The organism is Micromonospora sp. WMMD998, assembly GCF_029581235.1.
GTDB lineage: Bacteria > Actinomycetota > Actinomycetes > Mycobacteriales > Micromonosporaceae > Micromonospora.
In genome coordinates, this window is record NZ_CP120740.1 from 4,291,396 (window position 1) to 4,310,369 (window position 18,974).

The 18,974-nt window shown below is 74.9% G+C and carries 17 protein-coding genes; 3 read left to right on the plus strand and 14 right to left on the minus strand.

Translation table 11 applies throughout. From position 1 onward, the window contains the following. Window positions 1-103: 103 nt before the first annotated feature. The 5 genes from O7619_RS19645 to O7619_RS19665 all read right to left on the minus strand — a co-directional run bounded on the left by O7619_RS19645 (window position 104) and on the right by O7619_RS19665 (window position 5,780). Entirely contained in the window at window positions 104-1,378 is a 1,275-nt protein-coding gene (locus O7619_RS19645; RefSeq protein WP_282282553.1) for a serine hydrolase, read from the minus strand. Window positions 1,379-1,481: 103 nt separating this feature from the next. Then, complete coding sequence (locus O7619_RS19650) at window positions 1,482-1,901, minus strand: protein phosphatase (RefSeq protein WP_282282554.1); 420 nt, start codon at window positions 1,899-1,901, stop codon at window positions 1,482-1,484. Between the two features lie 102 nt (window positions 1,902-2,003). Next, entirely contained in the window at window positions 2,004-2,636 is a 633-nt protein-coding gene (locus tag O7619_RS19655; RefSeq protein WP_282282555.1) for a hypothetical protein, read from the minus strand. A gap of 13 nt (window positions 2,637-2,649) precedes the next feature. Then, window positions 2,650-4,332, minus strand: coding sequence for a DUF4012 domain-containing protein (locus tag O7619_RS19660; protein WP_282282556.1), 1,683 nt, complete (start codon window positions 4,330-4,332; stop codon window positions 2,650-2,652). Window positions 4,333-4,535: 203 nt separating this feature from the next. Beyond that, entirely contained in the window at window positions 4,536-5,780 is a 1,245-nt protein-coding gene (locus O7619_RS19665; RefSeq protein WP_282282557.1) for a glycosyltransferase family 4 protein, read from the minus strand. Between the two features lie 144 nt (window positions 5,781-5,924). Between O7619_RS19665 and O7619_RS19670 the strand changes: the two genes are divergently transcribed. Beyond that, entirely contained in the window at window positions 5,925-6,470 is a 546-nt protein-coding gene (locus O7619_RS19670; protein WP_282282558.1) for a low molecular weight phosphatase family protein, read from the plus strand. Here the strand turns inward: O7619_RS19670 and O7619_RS19675 are convergent. Further along, window positions 6,451-7,899: a polysaccharide biosynthesis tyrosine autokinase gene (locus tag O7619_RS19675; protein WP_282282559.1), complete on the minus strand. Its 1,449-nt coding sequence runs from the start codon at window positions 7,897-7,899 to the stop codon at window positions 6,451-6,453. The two genes, O7619_RS19670 and O7619_RS19675, sit on opposite strands and share 20 nt — an antisense overlap. Before the next feature lie 186 nt (window positions 7,900-8,085). Between O7619_RS19675 and O7619_RS19680 the strand changes: the two genes are divergently transcribed. Next, a complete protein-coding gene (locus O7619_RS19680) occupies window positions 8,086-9,939 on the plus strand; it encodes a nucleoside-diphosphate sugar epimerase/dehydratase (protein WP_282282560.1) in 1,854 nt (617 codons plus the stop codon). A gap of 158 nt (window positions 9,940-10,097) precedes the next feature. Continuing rightward, complete coding sequence (gene nhaA, locus O7619_RS19685; RefSeq protein WP_282282561.1) at window positions 10,098-11,399, plus strand: Na+/H+ antiporter NhaA; 1,302 nt, start codon at window positions 10,098-10,100, stop codon at window positions 11,397-11,399. A 64-nt stretch (window positions 11,400-11,463) separates the two neighbouring features. Here the strand turns inward: nhaA and O7619_RS19690 are convergent, their stop codons facing one another. From O7619_RS19690 to O7619_RS19725, 8 genes are all read right to left on the minus strand, one after another. Next, entirely contained in the window at window positions 11,464-11,664 is a 201-nt protein-coding gene (locus O7619_RS19690; RefSeq protein ID WP_282282562.1) for a hypothetical protein, read from the minus strand. 96 nt (window positions 11,665-11,760) lie between these two features. Next, window positions 11,761-12,348 carry a TMEM165/GDT1 family protein gene (locus tag O7619_RS19695; RefSeq protein ID WP_282282563.1) on the minus strand — a complete coding sequence of 196 codons (588 nt, stop codon included), beginning with the start codon at window positions 12,346-12,348 and terminating at the stop codon, window positions 11,761-11,763. A gap of 228 nt (window positions 12,349-12,576) precedes the next feature. Further along, on the minus strand, window positions 12,577-13,542 hold the full coding sequence (egtD, locus tag O7619_RS19700; protein WP_282282564.1) for an L-histidine N(alpha)-methyltransferase: 966 nt from the start codon (window positions 13,540-13,542) through the stop codon (window positions 12,577-12,579). Further along, a complete protein-coding gene (gene egtC / locus O7619_RS19705; protein WP_282282565.1) occupies window positions 13,542-14,324 on the minus strand; it encodes an ergothioneine biosynthesis protein EgtC in 783 nt (260 codons plus the stop codon). Before egtC ends, egtD begins: the two co-directional genes overlap by 1 nt. An 8-nt stretch (window positions 14,325-14,332) precedes the next feature. Continuing rightward, window positions 14,333-15,661 carry an ergothioneine biosynthesis protein EgtB gene (egtB, locus tag O7619_RS19710; protein ID WP_282282566.1) on the minus strand — a complete coding sequence of 443 codons (1,329 nt, stop codon included), beginning with the start codon at window positions 15,659-15,661 and terminating at the stop codon, window positions 14,333-14,335. Beyond that, a complete protein-coding gene (gene egtA, locus O7619_RS19715; protein ID WP_282282567.1) occupies window positions 15,658-16,893 on the minus strand; it encodes an ergothioneine biosynthesis glutamate--cysteine ligase EgtA in 1,236 nt (411 codons plus the stop codon). Before egtA ends, egtB begins: the two co-directional genes overlap by 4 nt. A 131-nt stretch (window positions 16,894-17,024) precedes the next feature. After that, a complete protein-coding gene (locus O7619_RS19720) occupies window positions 17,025-17,870 on the minus strand; it encodes a hypothetical protein (protein ID WP_282282569.1) in 846 nt (281 codons plus the stop codon). 16 nt (window positions 17,871-17,886) lie between these two features. Next, window positions 17,887-18,510: an RNA polymerase sigma factor gene (locus O7619_RS19725; protein WP_282282571.1), complete on the minus strand. Its 624-nt coding sequence runs from the start codon at window positions 18,508-18,510 to the stop codon at window positions 17,887-17,889. Window positions 18,511-18,974: the final 464 nt, after the last annotated feature.

Genomic DNA, 18,974 nt, shown 5'->3' on the forward strand with positions numbered 1-18,974 from the left:
GACGGCGGTGTCGCGGGGTACGCTCGCGCGCTCGACGAGTTGGTGGGATGCGGAGATCACCACGGCGCGTCCCCGGTGCGCCTGGCCGGGCGGCCCCGAGAGGTCAGGAGCGGCGGCGACCGGGCCGGCGGATCCGGCCCCGGCGGGCGGCCAGCACCGCCACCACGCCGCCGACGGCGAGGGCCAGGAGCCCGGCGGCAGGCACGATGAGCCGCCAGTCCCCGTCGGCCATCCGGCGCAGCGCGGTCCCGGCCGGCCCCCGCCACGGTTCGGTCGTGGGGTGGGGGGTGGCGGCGGCCGGGGCGGCCTTCTCCGCCGGCCCCGGCGTCGCGGCGTCCAGCTCACCCGGCGCGACGAGCCGGCCGACCGAGGCGTCCCGGGGCAGGGCGAAACCCCAGTCGAGCAGTTGCGCGCCCTGCTGCCAGCCGCGTACCGGCCGGGCCTCGGCGCCGAGCAGCGTGACCACCAGCCGCCGGCCGCCGCGCTGGGCGGCGCCGACGTAGCTGTGCCGGGCCAGCTCGGTGAAACCGGTCTTTCCGCCGAGCGCACCCGGATAGCGGTAGATCAACTGATTCTCGTTCTGGATCTGGAACCCGCCCTTCTTCAGCGCCGGCTGGGCCGGGATCTGGGTCCGCTCGGTCCGCGCGTACCGGCCGAACGCCGGGTCGGCGAAGCAGGCCCGGGCGATCAGTGCCAGGTCGTACGCGCTGGTGAACTGCCCCGGACCGTCCAGCCCGGAGGGCGTGACGGCCCGGGTCTGCAACGCGCCGAGCCGATGGGCCTCGGCGTTCATCTCGGCGACCCCGGCCCGGGCGCTGCCGGCGCCCAGCCGGGCCAGCATGTTCGCCGCGTCGTTGCCGGACTGGAGCAGCAGGCCCAGCCAGAGCGTCTCGACCGGGTAGCGTCCGCCGACCAGCAGCCCCACGGCCGAGCTGCCCGGTTCGATGTCCAGGTCGGCGCGGGTGGCGACGGCCACCTGCTTCGGGTCGAGCCGGTTCAGCATGGTGGCGGCCAGTAGCAGCTTCTGCGTGCTCGCCGGCGTGCCGTACGCGTGCGGGCCACATCCGCCGAGCACGGCGCCGCTGTCCAGGTCGGCGACCAGCCAACTGGTGGCGGTGACGGCCGGCGGCGCGGGACTGCCCGGCGGGGTGACGAGGCCCGGCCCGGCCAGCGCCGCGCCGCCCACGACCTGCTGCTCGGGCACCGACTCCGGCGGGGTGGGGCGCGGCGGCCGGGACACCTTCGGGGCGGGCAGGCGCGGGCAGGGCGCCGTCGCCGCGGGGACGGCGCCCGCCGCGGGCGCGCTCGCCGCCGGGGCGGGCGCCGCGGCGACGAGCAGGGTGACGGCGGGGACGGCGGCCAGGACCCGAGCTCTCACGAGGAGGCACCTTACCGAGCGCGGCCTCCGGGCCGGCGCGGCTCACCGGGCCGGTGACGCTGCGCCGATGCGCCGGCGGCGCGCCGTGGTCGGACGTGCGGCGTCAGCGGACCCCGCGCAGCCACCACCGCTGCCACGGCGTCTCCACGGCACGCGGGTGGTAGTGGGCGCGTACCCACGCCACCGCCCGGCCGGGGTCGAGCCCGTCCAGGACGGCCAGGGCAGCGAGCGCGGTGCCGGTCCGGCCGACGCCGCCGCGGCACGCCGCCTCGACCCGCTGACCCGCGTACGCGCGCCGCCACGCCTCGTGCAGCGCGTCGAGGGCGTCGGCGCGCTCCAGTGGCACCCAGAAGTCGGGCCAGCGGATCCGCCGAGCCGGCCAGGCCGGGTCGGGTGCGGGCGCCAGCACCAGCGCGAAGTCGGCCGGCGAGGCCGGTGCGGCGACCCGACGCCCCCGCACGGTGGCGCCGCCGGGCAGCGTGAGCAGACCGGCCGGATCCGTCCACGGCGTCGTCGTCTCCACCTCGCCATTCTGGCGCGTGCCCCGGACGCGCGGGTGCCCGCCGGACTCTCGTCCGGCGGGCACCTCACGCCCTCGCCCGGGATTGGTCCCGGGGCGCCTCGGTCAGCCGAGGCGACGGCGACGCCAGGCCAGCGAGCCCAGCAGCAGCACCGCGCCGGCCGCGGCCAGGCCGCCACCGAGCTTCAGCGGCGTGCCGATGTCGCCGCCCGTGACGGGCAGGTGCCCGCCGTGGTGCGGCGGACGCGGCTTGTGGGTCGGCCGCACCGGAAGGACCGTGCCGGTCGTGCTGGCGGTCCGGCCCGTCGTCTCACCGGTGGCGGTGAACGTGTAGCGGCCGACGCGGGTCGGCCGGTACGTGACGCGGAAACTGCCGTTCGCGTCGGCCTGCACGGTGAAGTGCGTCGGTGCCGGCTGCGGCGCGGCACGGTTCGGCGTGTAGGCCACCGCGGCCATCGCCACCGTGCTGCCGTCGCTGCGCCGTGCGGTCCCCTCGGCCGGAGCGGCGGCCGGGAGTCCGGTGATGGCGACGTCGATCGACACCGTCTCGTTCGGCCCGAAGCCGGTGCCGACCAGGGTGAAGGTCTCACCGAGGAAGATGGTCGGGTCGACCAGGGTCAGTGACGGTTGTGCGGGCGGGTAGACCGGTGGCTGCGGCTGTGCCGCCCCGGCCGCGGTCGGCGCAGCCGCGACGGCCAGGCCCACCGTGAGCGCCATGATGATGCGGGATAGCCGCATGATGGTTTCCCTCCTACTGTTCACATCTGGGTGCGTTGACTATCTGGGTGGTCCACGGGGTGACGGTGGGAGTGAGCACGAGCTCGGCCGTGCCCGAGCCGTTCTGTCCGGTGAGCAGCGTGACGTCGAGCGTCCGGGTCCGCCCCGGCCCCACCTCCACGTTCGCGACCGCCACCTGTCGGCGGCCGTCGGTTCCGCTGCCCATCGCGGTGTCCTTCCCGTCCAGTCGGCCGGTCAGGACCGCGCCTCCGCTCGGCGTGTGCACCGAGACGAAGGTCCGGGCGGTGTACTTGTCGCCGGACAGGGCGAGGCCCGTGACCGACGTGGTCAGGCCCGACCGCGGGGCGGTGGAGCGCACCGTGACCCGCAACCGCAGTTCGCGGCGTCCGTCCGGGTGGCATTCGCCGACCGTCAGGGTGGCCGAGAACCTGAGGTAGTAGCCGAGCTTCGCGCCGCTGCCGTCGTTGAGGAACACGCCGACCGTCGGCACCGTGTCCTTCTCCGGAAGCTGTCCGGCCAGGCGACTGCCGGCCAGTACACGCTGTTCCTCGGATCGGACACTCCAGAACAATATCCGACGTTCTTGTATTGAGCGGTCAATAACGGATAAAACACCTTTAGGGTCGACCGATCTGGTGAACAGCGCGTCGAACACGCCCGAGGTGGCCCGCGCGTAGAAGTCGTCCTGTCCGCCCACGTCGAGGTCCCGGTACGAGTCGCTGAGCAGGGTCCGCACGGCGGTGCCGCCGGACAGCTCCGGCCCGTCCGGCACGGCCACCGGGCCGATGGCGCCGAGCAGGTACGACAGCATCACCGGGTCCACCGCCATGACGCCGTCCACCGCGGTCCCGGTGCGGCGGCGCACCATCTCGCGATAGAGCGCGGCGGCGGTTGGAAAGTCCGGGCTGAGGTTGACGTCCGCCGGGAACATTCCCGGCAGGTCGGACCAGAGTCGGCGTATCTCCGGGGACACCGCGAGCGGCGGGTCGAACGACTTGAGATCGGTCGCGGAGCCCTGCCCGGCCAGCCGGATGCGACCGGCGTCGGCGTGCAGCACGGCGTACGCGCCGAACATGCCACCGGTGGCGCGCAGCTCGGCCGGATTCTGCGACACGATCAGATAGCTGCGCGGCCCGTCCGCGCCGAGCAACGGCGGCAGCAACCGGACGGCGCGGTCGGCGGCCGAGGTCAGGTCGCCCAACCGGTCCAACTCCTCGCGCAGGGCGGTGACCGCGTCCCGCACCTGGGCCACCAGGCCACCGGTCGGCACCGCCCGCAGGCGGTCCGCCGTCCGCCGGACCGCCTGGTCGGCGGCGGACACCTCGGCCGAGACCGCGCGCAGGCGGCCCAGGTCGAGCCGTCCCTGTTTCGGCAGGAACGAGGCGAGGTCGACCCGGAGCAGGGTGGGAAAGGCGAGCCGGGCCAGGTCGTCCACCGACACCGAGATCTGCCGCACCGCGGTCAGGTCGTCCCCGGCGTACGGGGTCTGCTGGCCGAGCCGCCAGAGCACGCCGCCGGTCGCCCCCCGGGCCGCGGTGGCCTGCTCCTGCAACGCGGACAGGGTCCGCTGGGCCCGCGCCAGGTCGCCGACCCGCACCTGGGCGCTGAGATCCTTGGCCAGCCCGGCGGCGTTCACCAGGTGGGCGCGGGCCTGCCAGCCCCGGAACGTGACCCAACCCCCCGCGCTCAGCAGCACCGAGGTGACGACGAGCCCGACGAGGAGGGCCCGGCGGATTCGCGCCCGACGGCGTCGCCGGGCGCGTCCCCGCCCTCGTCGGCGAGGCAAGACACCGGATTGCGTCACACCACTCTCCCCACACGCGAATCGGGCGTTGAGCACGTTTGACTGTTTTCTAGCAGAAGACCAACGCATTTGTCGGGTTTCTACTGATGCGCAAGCTAGATGACCTGAAGCGGGTTCTGTTCGTTTCGTCGCGATCCGGCGGCCTCGCGCAGCAGCCCTTCGACCCGCTCGACGCCGGCCCGCAGCGACATCTGCCGCAGGTACGCCTCCCGCCCCCGGCGGCCCATGTCGGCCCGGGCGGCCGGCGGGATCGCGGCGGCCAGCCAGAACCGGTCGGCAAGCGCGGTCCAGTCCTCGGGCGGGCAGGACAGCCCGGCCCGGGCCCGCTCCACCAGCTCGGCGGTGTCGCCGCCGGCCGAGGCGAGCACCGGGGCGGCGCAGGAGAGCGCGGCCTGCAACTTGCCCGGCACGGTGCCGCGCAACTCCGGCAGGTCGCGCTGCATGACCAACTGGTAGTCCGCGGCGGCGTACAACTGCGGCATGTCCGCCGGCGAACGCCGCTCGACGAACCGGATGTTGTCGGCGCCGAGTTCGGCGGCGAGGCCCCGCACCCGCCGTTCCTCGCTCCCCGAGCCGACCAGGACCAGGTCCGTCCGGTCGCCGAGCGCCGCCGCCGCGCGGACGGCGGTCTCCAGACCCTGTCGTACGCCGATGGTGCCGGCGTGCATCACCACGCACCTGCCGTCCCGACGGATCAGCCGCCGGGCCACCGGGCCGGGTTCGGCGGGGCGGAACAGGCGCTCGTCGGTCCAGTTGAGCACCGTGCGGACCCGGTCCGGCCGGGCCCCGCCGGCGAGCACCAGGTCCCGCATGGACGGCGCGCTGACCGCGACCACGGCCGCCTCCCGGTACAGCCGGCGCAGGCCGGCGTCCAGCCGCCGCGTCCACCGGCGCGACCCGCCGGGCCGGGCCGGGTCCTCCTCCGTCCACACGTCCTGCACGTGCAGCACCGTCGGCACCCGGCCCAGCAACCGGAGCAGTCCGGCCGCGGCGAAGGTCACCGCGGGAAGCTGGAAGACGTACAGCGCGTCGAGGTCCCTCAGGTAGCGCCGGCCGACGAGCGCCGCGCTGCCGGCGAAGGAGAGCCAGCCGGCCGTGCGCGCCCCGGGTGCACCGTCACCAGCGGTGTACCGGGGCACCCGGCGGACGGTCAGCCGCTCGCTGTGCGTCTGGTGCCGCCACCGCTGCCGCCAGCCCGGATAGACCTGCCCGCCGGGATAGTCCGGAAAGCCGGTCAGCACCCGCACCTCGTGACCGCGGGCGGCCAACTCCTCGGCGAGGCTGCCCGGGATGAACGCCGGTTCCGGCGGGAAGTGGTACGACAGGATGCCGATTCTCATGGTCACGCCCCCGGCGCGGCCCGCCGGGCCGTCGGCGTCCGCGCCGCGTACGATGCCGACATCCCCTCTCCGACCGGCTGTGACCGCCGGCCGTACGCCGTCGCGGCGCCGTTGCCGGCTCCCGCGCCGACCAGAGGGGTACGAATGCTCGACGGGTTGCTCTTCGTGTGCCAGGCCAACATGTGCCGGTCGCCGATGGCCGAGTTCATCGCCCGCCGGTTGCTGGCCGACCTCCCGGTGGTGGCCGCCAGCGCCGGCACCGACGCGGTCGACGGCGGCGGCATGCACCCGTACGCCGTCGAGGTGACCGGCGCGGACGTCACCGGTTTCCGCACCCGCCGGTTACGCCCGGAGCACCTGACCGGCGCCGCCCTGGTGCTGACCGCGACCCGGCAGCAGCGTTCGACCTGCACCGCGCTGGCACCGGCCGCGCTGGGCCGCACCTTCACGCTGCGCCAGTTCGCCCGGCTCGCCGCCGCGGCGACGCCCGCCCGCGCCGACGGGGACACCCCGCTGCGGGCGGCCGTGGCCGCGGCCGTCCGCGCCCGGGGGCGGCTGCAACCTGCCGCCCCCGGCGCGGACGACCTGCGGGACCCGGTCGGGGGTACGCCGGCCGACTTCCGGCGCTGCGCCGAGGAGATCGAGCGGTCGATCCGGCCCGTGCTCGCGCTCATCGCGACAGCCGGGTGAGTTCCTGCGTCCGGTCGCCCGTGGGCTCCTGCCCATCCCGCCGGGTCGCCTCGGCCCGGTCGGTCGGCACCGGCGGCGCGGGCACGACCACCTTGTACGTCTCGTACTGGTAGGCGTCCGCCTTGCCCACCTTGGACATGTTGAGCACGCAGCCGAGCAGGCGTACCGACACCGAGTTGAGCGCCCGGGCCGCCGCCGCCACCTGGCTGCGCGAGGTCCGCCCCTGCTGGGTGACGAGGAGCGCGCCGTCGGCCTGCACCGCCACCACCACGCCGTCGGTGACCGCCAACAGCGGCGCGGTGTCGATGATCACGATGTCCGCCGACTCGCGCAGCGCCACCAGGAGATCCGCCATCGCCTTGGACCCGAGCAGTTCGCTGGGGTTCGGCGGGGTCGCGCCGCTGGGCAGCACCAGCAGGGACTTCTCGCCCCACCGCTGCACCACGTCACCGACCTGGACGTCGCCGACGAGCACGTCGGTGAGGCCGACCCCGCCGTCGAGTCCGAGATAGTCGGCGGCCTTGGGGCGGCGCAGGTCGGCGTCGATGAGCAGGACGCGCCAGCCCGCCTCGGCCAGCGCGATGGCCGTGTTGCAGGCCATCGTGGTCTTTCCCTCGCCCTGGAGCGCGCTGGTGACCGCGATGACCCGGGCCGGCTCGTGCACGTCCACGAAGCGCAGGTTGGTCCGCAGCTTACGGACCGCCTCGGCGCGGGCCGAGATGGCCGCGTCGCCGACGATGAGCGGCGCCGTCCGCGCGGAGGTCTCGAACGGGATCTCACCCAGCAGCGGGCTGCCGGTCACCCGCTGGAGCGCGGCGGCGTCCCGCATCCGGACGTCGGCCAGGCCGCGCAGCACCGCCAGGGCGGCACCCGCCAGCAGGCCGAGCAGCCCGCCCAGGACCAGGTTGCGCACGGGCTGGGGCGAGACCGGGCTGGACGTCACCCGCGGACCGCTCACCACCTCGATCTTGATCGGTGACGGCTCGTTGTCCCCCGGCGTCTCCACCTTCTTGACCAGGTCGGTGAACTTGGCCGAGAGCGCCTCGGCGGTCTTGAGCGCCCGGTTCTGGTCGGTGTCGGTGACGGTGGCCGTGAGCAGCACCGTGTCCGGCTTGGTGGAGGTGGCGATCCGGCCGCGCACCTGGTCGGCGGTGAGCCCGAGCGGGGCGTCGGCGACCACGCTCTGCGCCAGCCGGTCGCTGGTGAGCAGGTCGGCGTAGGACTTCACCCGCTGTTGGAGGAAGAGGCTGCCCTGGTAGGCGGCGGTGACGCCCTGGCTCGGCGTGTTGACGAAGAAGGTCACCGAGGCCTGGTAGCGAGGCGTGGTGCGGACCGTCACCAGGGCGGCGGCACCCACGGTCAGCATCACCGTGACGAGCACGATCCACCAGTGGCGTCGGACCAGGCGCAGATAGCCGAAGACATCCATCAGGCTCCCCCTCGCGACACGCCGGTCTGCCGATGAAACTGCACGAAAGCCCCCTAAAAGCCCCAGTAGCCATGCCAGGATCGAATCACCCATTCACCACGTCGGGTGACCGGATGAATATAAACGACCAGACATGCACGGATGACGCAAATCCGCTTAATATGGATGGACTGCAGAGGGCAACCCATGGATCGTGAAGCCACCGCCGCCGAGGACGCCGTGCGACCCCACAGCCGAACCACCCACCGCGCCGCCACCCTCTCCCTGTTAACGCTCGATACGGCCGCGTGGTGCGGAGGATTTCTCGGCGCCGCCTGGACCCGGTACGAGTTCGAGCTGACCGGCGCCCGCAGCGCCCGCGCCCTCGGCGTGGCGCTCGCCTGCGCCGTGCTCTACGCGCTCCTCGCCTCGCTGCGATCCCGCGTCTACGGCCGCTACCCGATCGGCAGCGCCGGCGACGCCCGCGGGCTGGCCGCCACCGTCGGGATCGCCGCCGTGGTCACGCTCGCCGCCGTGCTGCCCTGGACGCAGCGGCCGGTCCCGGCGACCACCCCGCTGGTCGGCGGCGCCGTCGCGCTCGTCGTGATGGCGACCGGTCGCGGACTGTGGCGGGCGCACGCCGACCGGCGCCAACCGGTCCCGCGGCACGCCGAACGCTGCCTCGTCTACGGCGTCGACGCGGCCAGCGAGCGCCTGGTCCGGGTGCTGCTGCACGACCCGGACAGCAACTACCGGCCGGTGGGCCTGCTCGACGACGCCCCGGACAGCCGCGGCCTCCGGCTCGAAGGGCTCCGGGTGCTGGGCGGGCGGGAGCAACTCGGCACCGTGATCCGCGCCACCGGCGCCCGTACCGTCATCTTCTCGATGAGCGGCTCGAACCCGCGGCTGCTGCGCGACGTGCGTGCCCGCACGCTGGAGGCCGGGGCCGCGTTCAAGGTGCTGCCACCGGTGCGCGAGCTGCTCGACCGTCCGGTCGCCGTCACCGACGTACGCGACCTCCAACTCACCGACCTGCTCGGCCGCGCCCACCGGGTCGCCGAGCTGACCGTCGAACGCGGCGGGCTGGCCGGACGCCGGGTGCTGGTCACCGGCGCGGGCGGCTCGATCGGCTCGGAGCTCTGCCGGCAGATCGCCAGGTGCGAGCCGGACGAACTGATGATGCTCGACCGGGACGAGTCGGCGCTGCACGCGCTCCAGATGTCGCTGCACGGCCGGGCACTGCTGGACGGCCCCGAACTGATCCTGGCCGACATCCGCGACGCCGAGGGCATCGCCCGGGTGATCGCCGACCGGCAGCCCGACGTGGTGTTCCACGCGGCGGCGCTGAAGCACCTGACCATGCTCCAGCGGCACCCCGGCGAGGCCATCCAGACCAACATCCGCGGCACCCTCAACGTGCTGGAGGCATGCCGGGACGTGGCCGAGTTCGTCAACATCTCCACCGACAAGGCGGCCAACCCGACGAGCGTGCTCGGCTACACCAAGCGGATCACCGAGCGGCTCACCGCCCACCAGGCGCAGCGGCTGGGCGGCACCTACCTCAGCGTGCGGTTCGGCAACGTGCTCAGCAGCCGCGGCTCGGTGCTCACCGCGTTCCAGGCGCAGATCCGCGCCGGCGTGCCGATCACCGTCACCCACCCGGACGTGACCCGCTACTTCATGACCGTGCAGGAGGCCGTGCACCTGGTCCTGCAGGCCGCCACGATCGGTCGCGGCGGCGAGGCGCTGGTGCTCGACATGGGTGAGCCGGTCCGGATCGCCGACGTGGCACGCCGGCTGGCCGCCGAGGCGGACCACCCGGTGGACATCGTCTACACCGGCCTGCGTCCGGGCGAGAAACTGCACGAGCACCTCTTCGGCGCCGACGAGTCGGACACCCGCCCGCTGCACCCGCTGATCTCCCACGTGCCGGTGCCCCCGCTCGACCCGGAGGAGGTGCGCGGGCTGGACCCGTACGCCGACCCGGACGAGCTGATCAAGCGGTTGGCGGTGTTCTGCGACAGCGGCGCGTCCCTGCCGGCGTTGCCCGGGCAACGGTGAGCCGCCGGCCGGGGGGACCCCCGCGCCCGGATCATGAGAGACATGTCCCACCGGTTCCGCTCGCCGCCACCGGGAGCAGCCGTTACGGTTGATCCCGGTGTGCCGGGAAGCCTGGTCGGCGTCCACGTCGTCGACCCCTGCTCCCGAACGGACGCCGCATGCCCGAACAGACCCCGCCCCCGTTCCGCCTGCTGTCCCGCCGCTCCTGGCCGGAGGCCCGCTTCCTGGCCGACGTGCTGCGCACCGAGACGGTCGGCGGCGGGTTGCTGCTGCTCGGCGCGGTCCTCGGCCTGATCTGGGCCAACTCGCCGTGGCGCTCGGCGTACGCGGCGCTGGGCCGCCACGTGCCCTGGCCCGGCGGCGCGCCGCTGCACCTCGACCTCAGCCTCGGCACCTGGGCCGCCGACGGGCTGCTGGCGATCTTCTTCTTCGTGGTCGGCCTGGAGCTCAAGCGCGAGTTCGTCGCCGGTGACCTGCGCGACCCCCGACGGGCCGCGTTGCCGGTGGTGGCCGCGCTCGGCGGCATGGTGGCGCCGGCGCTGATCTACCTGGCGGTGACCGTGGGCGCCGGCGGCTCGGGGCTACGCGGCTGGGCGATCCCCACCGCCACCGACATCGCCTTCGCGCTCGCCGTGCTCGCCGTCGTCAGCTCGCACCTGCCGCAGGGGCTGCGGGCCTTCCTGCTCACCCTCGCCGTGGTCGACGACCTCTTCGCCATCACCGTCATCGCGGTGTTCTACACCGCCGACTTCCACCCGCTGCCGCTGCTCGGCGCGCTCCTGCCGATCGCCGGGTTCGCGCTGCTGGTGCAGCGGCGGCGCACCTGGTGGTGGGCGCTGATCCCGCTCGCGGCGATCGCCTGGACGCTCGTGCACGCCTCCGGGGTGCACGCCACGGTCGCCGGGGTGCTGCTCGGCTTCACCGTGCCGGTGCTCCGCAGCCGCCGGGGCGAGCCCGGGCTCGCCGAGCGGCTGGAACACCGCTGGCGGCCGGTCTCCGCCGGCTTCGCCGTACCGGTGTTCGCGTTCTTCGCCGCCGGTGTGACAGTCGTCGGCGTGGGCCTGGGCGACGTCCTCACCAGCCCGGTGGTGCTCGCCGTGGTCGCCGGCCTCGTGCTGGGCAAGGTCGTCGGCGTGTTCGGGTCGGCGTACCTGCTCGCCCGGTTCACCCGGGCCGAACTGGACGACGAGATCACCTGGACGGACCTGATCGGGTTGGCGCTGCTGGCCGGCATCGGCTTCACGGTGTCGTTGCTCATCGGTGAGCTGGCGTTCGGCGCGGGCAGCCCGGAGGAGGACAGCGTCAAGGTGGCGGTGCTGCTCGGCTCGCTGACCTCCGCCGTCCTGGCCGCGGCGGTGCTGATCCGCCGCAACCGGGCCTACCGGCGGATCAGCGAGCGGGAGAGCCGGGACGTCGACGGTGACGGCGTGCCCGACGTCTACCAGGAACGCCCGGCCTGACCTGCGCGGCGCCGGCCGCCGTGCCCCCGGAAGGCGAGGCACGGCGGCCGGCGCCGCGGGCGGGTCAGCGCCGCCCGGCGCGACGGGCCCCGTCGTCGTCCCCGGTCTCCTCCAGCGCGTCAGCGACCGGCTCGGTCAGGTCGTCACCCGGCACCGCGACCTGCTCGGCGCGGTCCCGCTCGTCCGCGCGACCGCCGGCCGGCGGCTCCGGCGCGGTGGCGCCCCCGGCGAAGCCGTACTCGTTGGGCTCGTCATGCCTGCTCATACGCGGAACCTCCCGCTCGTCGGATCTCGTCACACCGTCACGGCGTCACGCTTGGTCCTTACCCACCGAGGTCGTACCCGATCACCCGAGCCGGAATCAGCTCAGCTCCCGGATCGCCTCGAAGATCAGCCAGAGGCCGCAGATGGCGAAGAGCACGGCCGCGCCGTAGCGGATGGCCCGCTCCGGCAGGTGCCGGCCGAGCATCCGGCCGACCAGGATCGCCAGCGCGTCCGCCGCGACCATGCCGAGCGTCGAGCCGAGCCAGGTGCCGAACCAGCCGTACTTGGTGGCGAGCGTGATGGTCGCGAGCATGGTCTTGTCGCCCAGCTCGGCCAGGAAGAACGCGACGCCGACCGCGACGATCGCCGACCTGGTGCCGCGTTCGGCCTTGCGCTTCTCCTCATCGGTCAGCTTGTCACCGCGGAGCGTCCAGGCGCCGAAGCCGAGGAACGCCAGGCCGGCGACGAGCGAGATCCAGCCCGTGGGCAGGGCCGCGTGGAGACCGACACCGATGGCCACCGAGGCCAGGTGGACGACGGCGGTGGCGACGGTGATGCCGATGAGGACCGGCAGAGGCCGGAAGCGTGTGGCGAACGTCAGGGCCATGAGCTGGGACTTGTCCCCCAGCTCGGCGACGAAGATGACGCCGAAGCTGACCACCAGCGCGACGAGGAAACCGTCCATGTGAACCTTCCCGATCAAGCCGGGAGGAGAGACAGGGGTGCCCTCGACCCGGCTGCGACAGCCTGAGTCGAAGGTCTCGCCCGCCCCGGGGACCGGGGCCGCGTGGCCGGATGCGGAACGCACCAGTGTGTCGACCACGACATTGGGGGCTACTCCCCTTCGCGCCGGCCAGCCTAGCCGATCGCCGCCGCACGCGGTCGCCCGGTGTGGCCGGAACCACGGCGGCGGTCAGTCGGCCCGGGCCAGGCTCACCCCGAACAGCCCGGCCGGGTCGGTCCAGAACGCCTGCCGCGCGAACCCCGCCTCGGTCAGCTCCGCCGCGATCCCCGCCGGCCGGAACTTGGCCGACACCTCGGTGCGCAGCTCCTCACCCGCGGCGAACGCGACGTCGAGGTCGAGCACCCGCGCCCGGGTCGGACGCTCGGCGCGCAGCCGCATCTCGATCCACTCCCGGTCCGGGTCCCAGACCGCCACGTGGCGGAACGCCGACAGGTCGAAGTCCGCGCCCAACTCCCGGTTGATCACCCGCAGCACGTTGCGGTTGAACTCGGCGGTCACCCCGGCCGCGTCGTCGTAGGCGGGCACGATCACGCCCGGGTCCTTCACCAGGTCGGTGCCGATCAGCAGCCAGTCACCGGGCTCCAGCGCCGCCCGCGTCGCGGCGAGGAAACCGGCCCGCTCCGCCGGCAGCAGGTTGCCGATGGTGCCGCCGAGGAACGCCACCAGACGCCGGCCGCCGGTGGGCAGCCGGTCCAGGTGCCGGGTGAAGTCACCCACGATGCCCCGCACCCGCAGCCCCGGGTACGCGGCGGCGATCAGCTCGGTGGCGGAACGCAACGCGCTGACCGAGACGTCCAGCGGCACGAACGTGCCCAGGTCGCCGTGGCGGGTGAATGCGTCCAGCAGCAGCCGGGTCTTGTCCGAGGAGCCCGACCCCAGCTCGATCAGCGTCTTCGCGCCGGTCATCGCCGCGATGTCGTCGGCGTGCGCCGCCAGCACCGCCCGCTCGGCCCGGGTCGGATAATATTCCGGCAGGCGGGTGATCTCCTCGAACAGCTCGCTGCCCCGGGCGTCGTAGAACCACTTCGGCGGCAGCCACTTCGGCGCCGCGGTCAGCCCGACCCGTACGTCCTCCCGCAACGCGCGGTCGAGGTCCCGCTCCTCCAGGTGGATCTCCAACGGCTCCGCGTTCATCAGGCGTCCTCTCTGCTCCCGGCCGATACGGTCAGCTCCGCGGCGGTCAACTCCCGGATGTCCAGCCCGGTCGCGGTGGCCACCACCAGACGCCCGTCCGGCACCGCCCGCCAGCCGGGGTCGTCGTCCAACGGTTCGGAGGCCAGCAGCACCGAACCCGGGCCGCGCCGCACCGACAGCGCGTGCCCGGCCACGCTTGCCGCGACCGTCACCCCGTCGGTCAGCAGCAGGTTCAGCCGCGAGCCGGGCGCCGCCGCGCCGACCGCCGCGACCGTGTCGGCCACCGCCGCGCCGAGCTCCGCGCCGGCCCGCAGCCGGTGCCGCACCAACGCCCAGAGCAACGCCGCGTCGGTCGGCACGTCCAGGGTGAGCAGGTCGCGGACGGGCAGCCCGGCGGCGAGCGGGACGAGGCTGTCCGGCCAGCCCCGGACCACGCCGTTGTGGCTGAACAGCCAGCGCCCCTCCGCGAACGGCGCGGCGGCGGTCTCGTGCAGCGGCATGCCGACCGTCGCCGAGCGGACGGCGGCCAGCACCGCCCCGGCGGACGTCACCGCGGCCAGCTCGGGCAGCGTCGTGTCGCTCCACATCGGCTGGGCCCGCCGGTAGCGGACCGGGTCGGCGCCGTCCGGATACCAGCCGACGCCGAAGCCGTCGGCGTTGATGGTGCCGCCGCCGCGCATGTCGCGCGGCGCCCAGGACTGCCGCAGCAGCCCGTACGGCGGGTCGTGCAGCAGGCTCCGCAGGGTGACCGGGGGGCCGAGGTACGCGAGATGACGACACATCGGCCGCGTCACTCCCCGGGGTCGGCGTCGCGGGCGCAGCGGAAGCCGCTGAAGATCTGCCGCCGGATCGGGTAGTCCCAGTTGCGGAACGTGCCCCGGCAGGCCGACCGGTCGGTGCCGAACGACCCGCCCCGCAGCACCCGGTGGTCGTCGCCGAAGAAGACCTCCGAGTATTCCCGGTAGGGGAACGCGGTGAAGCCGGGATGCCCCCGGAACGGGCTGGCGGTCCACTCCCAGACGTCGCCGACGAGCTGGTGCACGCCGAGCGGCGAGGCGCCCAGGGGGTACGCGCCCACCGGCGCCGGCCACAGGTGCCGCTGCCCGAGGTTCGCGTGCGCGACGCCGGGGTCCTCGTCGCCCCACGGGTAGCGGCGGGAGCGGCCGGTCGCCGGATCCCAGCGGGCCGCCTTCTCCCACTCCGCCTCGGTGGGCAACCGCCGGCCGGCCCAGGCCGCGTACGCCTGCGCCTCGTACCAGCAGACGTGCACCACCGGCTCGTCGTCGCGCACCGCGGACCAGCGGCCGAACCGGCGGTAGGCCCAGCCGTCGCCGTCCCGCCGCCAGTGCAGCGGCGCGGTCAGACCGGCCTCGACCCGGTGCCGCCAGCCGGCCTCGCTCCACAGGCGCGGCTCGTCGTAGCCGCCGTCGGCGATGAACGCGCGGTAGTCGCCGTTCGTCACCGGCGTCGCGTCGATGCGGTATGCCGGCAGGTCGACGGTGTGCGCCGGACGCTCGTTGTCGAGCGCCCACGGGTCGGTGGAGGTGCCCATGGTGAACGGCCCGGCCGGCACCAGCACCTCGCCGCCGACGCGCACCCGGGGCTCGGGCGGGGGCGGGGCGGGCAGCACCGGAGCGCCGGCACGCAACTGGTGGGTGGCGAGCATGGTCTCGTCGTGCTGCTGCTCGTGCTGCACGATCATGCCGAACGCGAAGCCGTCCTCGACCAGCCTGCGGTCGGTGAAACGGATCCCGTCCAGCAGGTCGTAGACCTTGTCCCGCACCGTGCGCACGTAGGCGCGGGCCTCCGCCGGGGGCAGCAGCGGCAGCGACGGCCGGTCCCTGCGGGGCTGTTTGAAGGCGTCGTAGAGGTCGTCGATGTCGCGACGCACCGGGTCGCGCCCGCCCACGTCGCGCACCAGCCACAGCTCCTCCTGGTTGCCGACGTGCGCCAGGTCCCAGACCAGTGGCGACATCAGGGTCGAGTGCTGCCGGACCAGGTCGTCGTCGTCCACGGCGTCGGTCAGCGACGCGGTACGGGCGCGGGTGCGCTCCAACTCGGCCGCGATCCGGGCGCGCAGCCGCTCGGCGTCGGCACCCGGCCGCTCGATGGTGGTCACCGGTGTCCCCTCTCCGCGGCGGCACGTCGCCGCCGGATCGCTCGGTGGGTCTGGTCGTGGCGGCCGGCCGGCAGGCCCAGCCCGGGCAGGGCGGCCAGCGCCAGGTCGAACAGGGTCGCCGCGACGGTCGCCAGCGCACGCTCGGCCGGCCCGTGCCGGGCCGCCGCGTGCCAGCGGTCGGCGACCGGCGTGGCGGCGGCCAGCGCGTCCCGGGTGGTCGCCGGGTCGGCGAAGAGCGCGGCCAGCACCGCCACCGGCACGGTCCACTCCCGGCCCGGCTGGGCGTCCAGATAGCGCAGTTCCAGGTAGCCGCGCGGGCGGACCGGCGGGAACAGCGTGCTGACGTGGTATTCCAGGTCGTCGGTGGTGGGCGGGCGGGGCAGCGCCCCGGCCAGCCAGTCGGCGAAGGTCACGCCCTCCGGCGGGGCCCAGTCGGGGCCGTCGCCGCGCACGCAGAGCAGCGGCGCGGCGAGCGCGTAATCGGCCCAGGCCGCCGCCGGGTCGCGGTCGGCCCGCCCCGGGGACCACACCGGGCGGGTCCGTGCCGGCTCGATGGCCAGCCAGGCGGCCATCCGGGCGGACGCCCAACCGGTCCGCCGGCCCGCCTGCCGGTCGGCGGTGGCGAAGGCGGCCAGCAGCGGCGGGCCGACGGCGTGCGCGGCGGCCCAGCGCTGCGCCACCTGGTCCGGCTCACCGGCGTCCAGACAGACCTGGAGCCCGGCCGTGCTGTACATCATCGTCCGACCGGCCGGGCCGTGCCGGTCGAAGACGCCGCGCATGGCGCGGTAGCGGGGGGTCTCCACCACCGGACGCGGCGGTCGCCACGGGTCCATGCCGGAGGGGCCCAGCACGAGGCCGGCGGCGTCCAGCAGGGCCCGCAGCTCGGCGACGTCGGCCTCGGTGGCCGCGAGGAGCGCGGCGACCGACGGTCGCGGCGGCGCCGAGATCTCCACCTGCCCGCCGGGCTCCACGGTCACGGCGCCGCCGTGCCGGAGCTCGTCGGCCGGGCTGGTGGGGTCGAGGGTGACGGGGCGGTGCCGCCCCAACGCCCCGCGCAGTCGCTCGCGGTCGACCGGGCGGGCCGGGTCCGCGGCGTCGTGCACCGTCCATTCCAGTTCGACGCCGGTGAGGGTGGGTGGACCGGTCTTGAAGCAGATCCTGGCGAGGTGTCCGCGGGCCGCGGCTTCGTCCCCCAGGACGGTGCCCCGATCAAGCTCCGGCGACATCACCACGTGACGGCTCCTCTCCCGGAGACGGACGACCGCACCGTCTGCCCGCGTGTCCCACCATCCTCTGTCTAGCAGAAGGATCTGACGCTCTCGGGAAGATGAATATTTGTCCGGAGTTCGGCGGGGCGGACGGCTCAGTCCTCGTCGCCGCGACCGGGCTCGCCGTCGCCCGCGTCCGGTGGCGCCTTCGGCGGCGGTCCCTTCGGCGCCGATTCCTTCTGCGCCGGTCCCGTCGGCGCCGGCGTCATCCGCCGGCAGTAGCTCTCCACCTGGTCCGGGCCACCGGCGGCGGCCACCAGGTCGGCGAAGCCGGGCTTGGTCAGGGCCTTGGCCCGTTGCCGCTCCGGCTTGGCCAGGTAGGCGCGACAGTGGGCGGCGAGCTTGGCGTCGACCGGCGGCGGGACGGACGGGGCACCGGTCGGCGCGGCGGAGACCGACGGCGCGGGCGACGGCACCGCGCCGGACGCCTCACCGGGTGGGCCGCTGGGCGTGGGCCGCGACGGACCGGCGTCGGACGGCCCGGCACCCGACGTGCCGACACCGGACGGGCCGACGCCGGTCGAGGTCGACACCGACGGGCGCACCGGCTCCGGGCCACGGTCCAGGCGGACGGCGGCGAACGCCACCCCGGCGACCGTGGTGGCGGCGAGCCCGGACAACGCGGCGGCGACCCGCAGGCGGCGACGCGGACGCGATGCGGCAACCGGGGCCGGGGCCGCCCGGGCGGCCCGGAAGGCGGCGAGCGCCCGTTCCTCCCCGTCGAGTTCGTCGCGGGTGGCCGGGGCCGCCGCGGCGGCGAGCAGCCGGGCCAGCGCGTCGCCGCCGGCCACCGGTGGCGTCCCGGCGCGCGCGGCGTCGACGTCCGGCGACGTCGCGGCGGGTGCGGCGTCGGCCACCGGGGGCGTCGCGGCGCGCGCGGCGTCCAGGAGCCGGTCGGATTCCGACCGGTCGGCCGGCCCGCCGGGCCGGGCAGAGTTCATGCCGATTCCCCTCACATCAGCCCTCCGCCGGCTCGGCCTCGGGCGCGTGCGGCGCCGGGCGGTCGGTGCGGGGACGGGGCGCGACCGCGCCCGGGGCGTTCTCCGGGGCGGCGCGCTCCAGCAGCACGGCCAGCCGGCGCAGCCCGCGGTGCGCCGCCGTACGCACCGCGCCGGCCCGCCGGCCCAGCACCCGCCCGGCGGTCTTCGCGTCGAGGCCGATGACCGCGCGCAGCATCACCGCTTCGGCCTCGGCCGGCGGCAGCGTACGGATCAACGCCAGCGCGCTCGCGGTGCCGAGGGCCTCACCGGCCCGGTCGGCGGTGTCGGAGTCCGCCGCCAGGTCGCTGAGGTCCTGCGTCGGCACCGGCACCGTGGGACGACGTCGCTGCCGACGCAGGTGGTCCATGGCCCGGTTGCGGGCGATGGTGACCGACCAGGCGCGGAACTCACCGCCGGTGAACGACGGCAGGTCCCGGGAGATCTGGAGCCAGGTCTCCGAGGCCACGTCCTCGGCGTCGGCGCCCACGAGCGTGGTCAGGTAACGCAGCAGCGCCGGCTGGAGGGCGCGGTAGAGGAAGCGGAACGCCTCCTCGTCGCCGGCCTGCGCCGCGGCGACGGCCTCGTTCAGCTCCACGGTCACGGTCGGCGCCCGCGCGGGGCACGGGTGCGGGATCGGGCGTTCGCCGACGCGGGAGAGCACACCGCCATCCGCACCCCGGCCCCCCGCTGCTCGGCACCGGCACGGAACCGGTGCGCACCTCGACACTGCCGCCGGCACGGCCGGGGCGGGTCATACCGTACCGGCGTTCCGAGGCGAGCGGGAGCCGGGCCGACGCTAGGAGGCCACGGCGGGGCCGACAAGGCACGGACGGGCGAAAAGAGGAGAGAAATGTCTATCGCCGACGTCGGCGTGTCGATGTAACGAAGACCACCACCGCGTGCCGCCCATCGCGGAGCGGGGGCGAAAAGAACGGACATCCGGCGGGAGACCGGCACTTGCTGGCGGATCGCACCCGGTCGGTCACGGTCAGCGCACCGGCCGCGCCGCGGCCGACCGTTCGGTTGACCGGTGCGGAGCCGGTCGCCGGCAGCGACGGGAGAGAT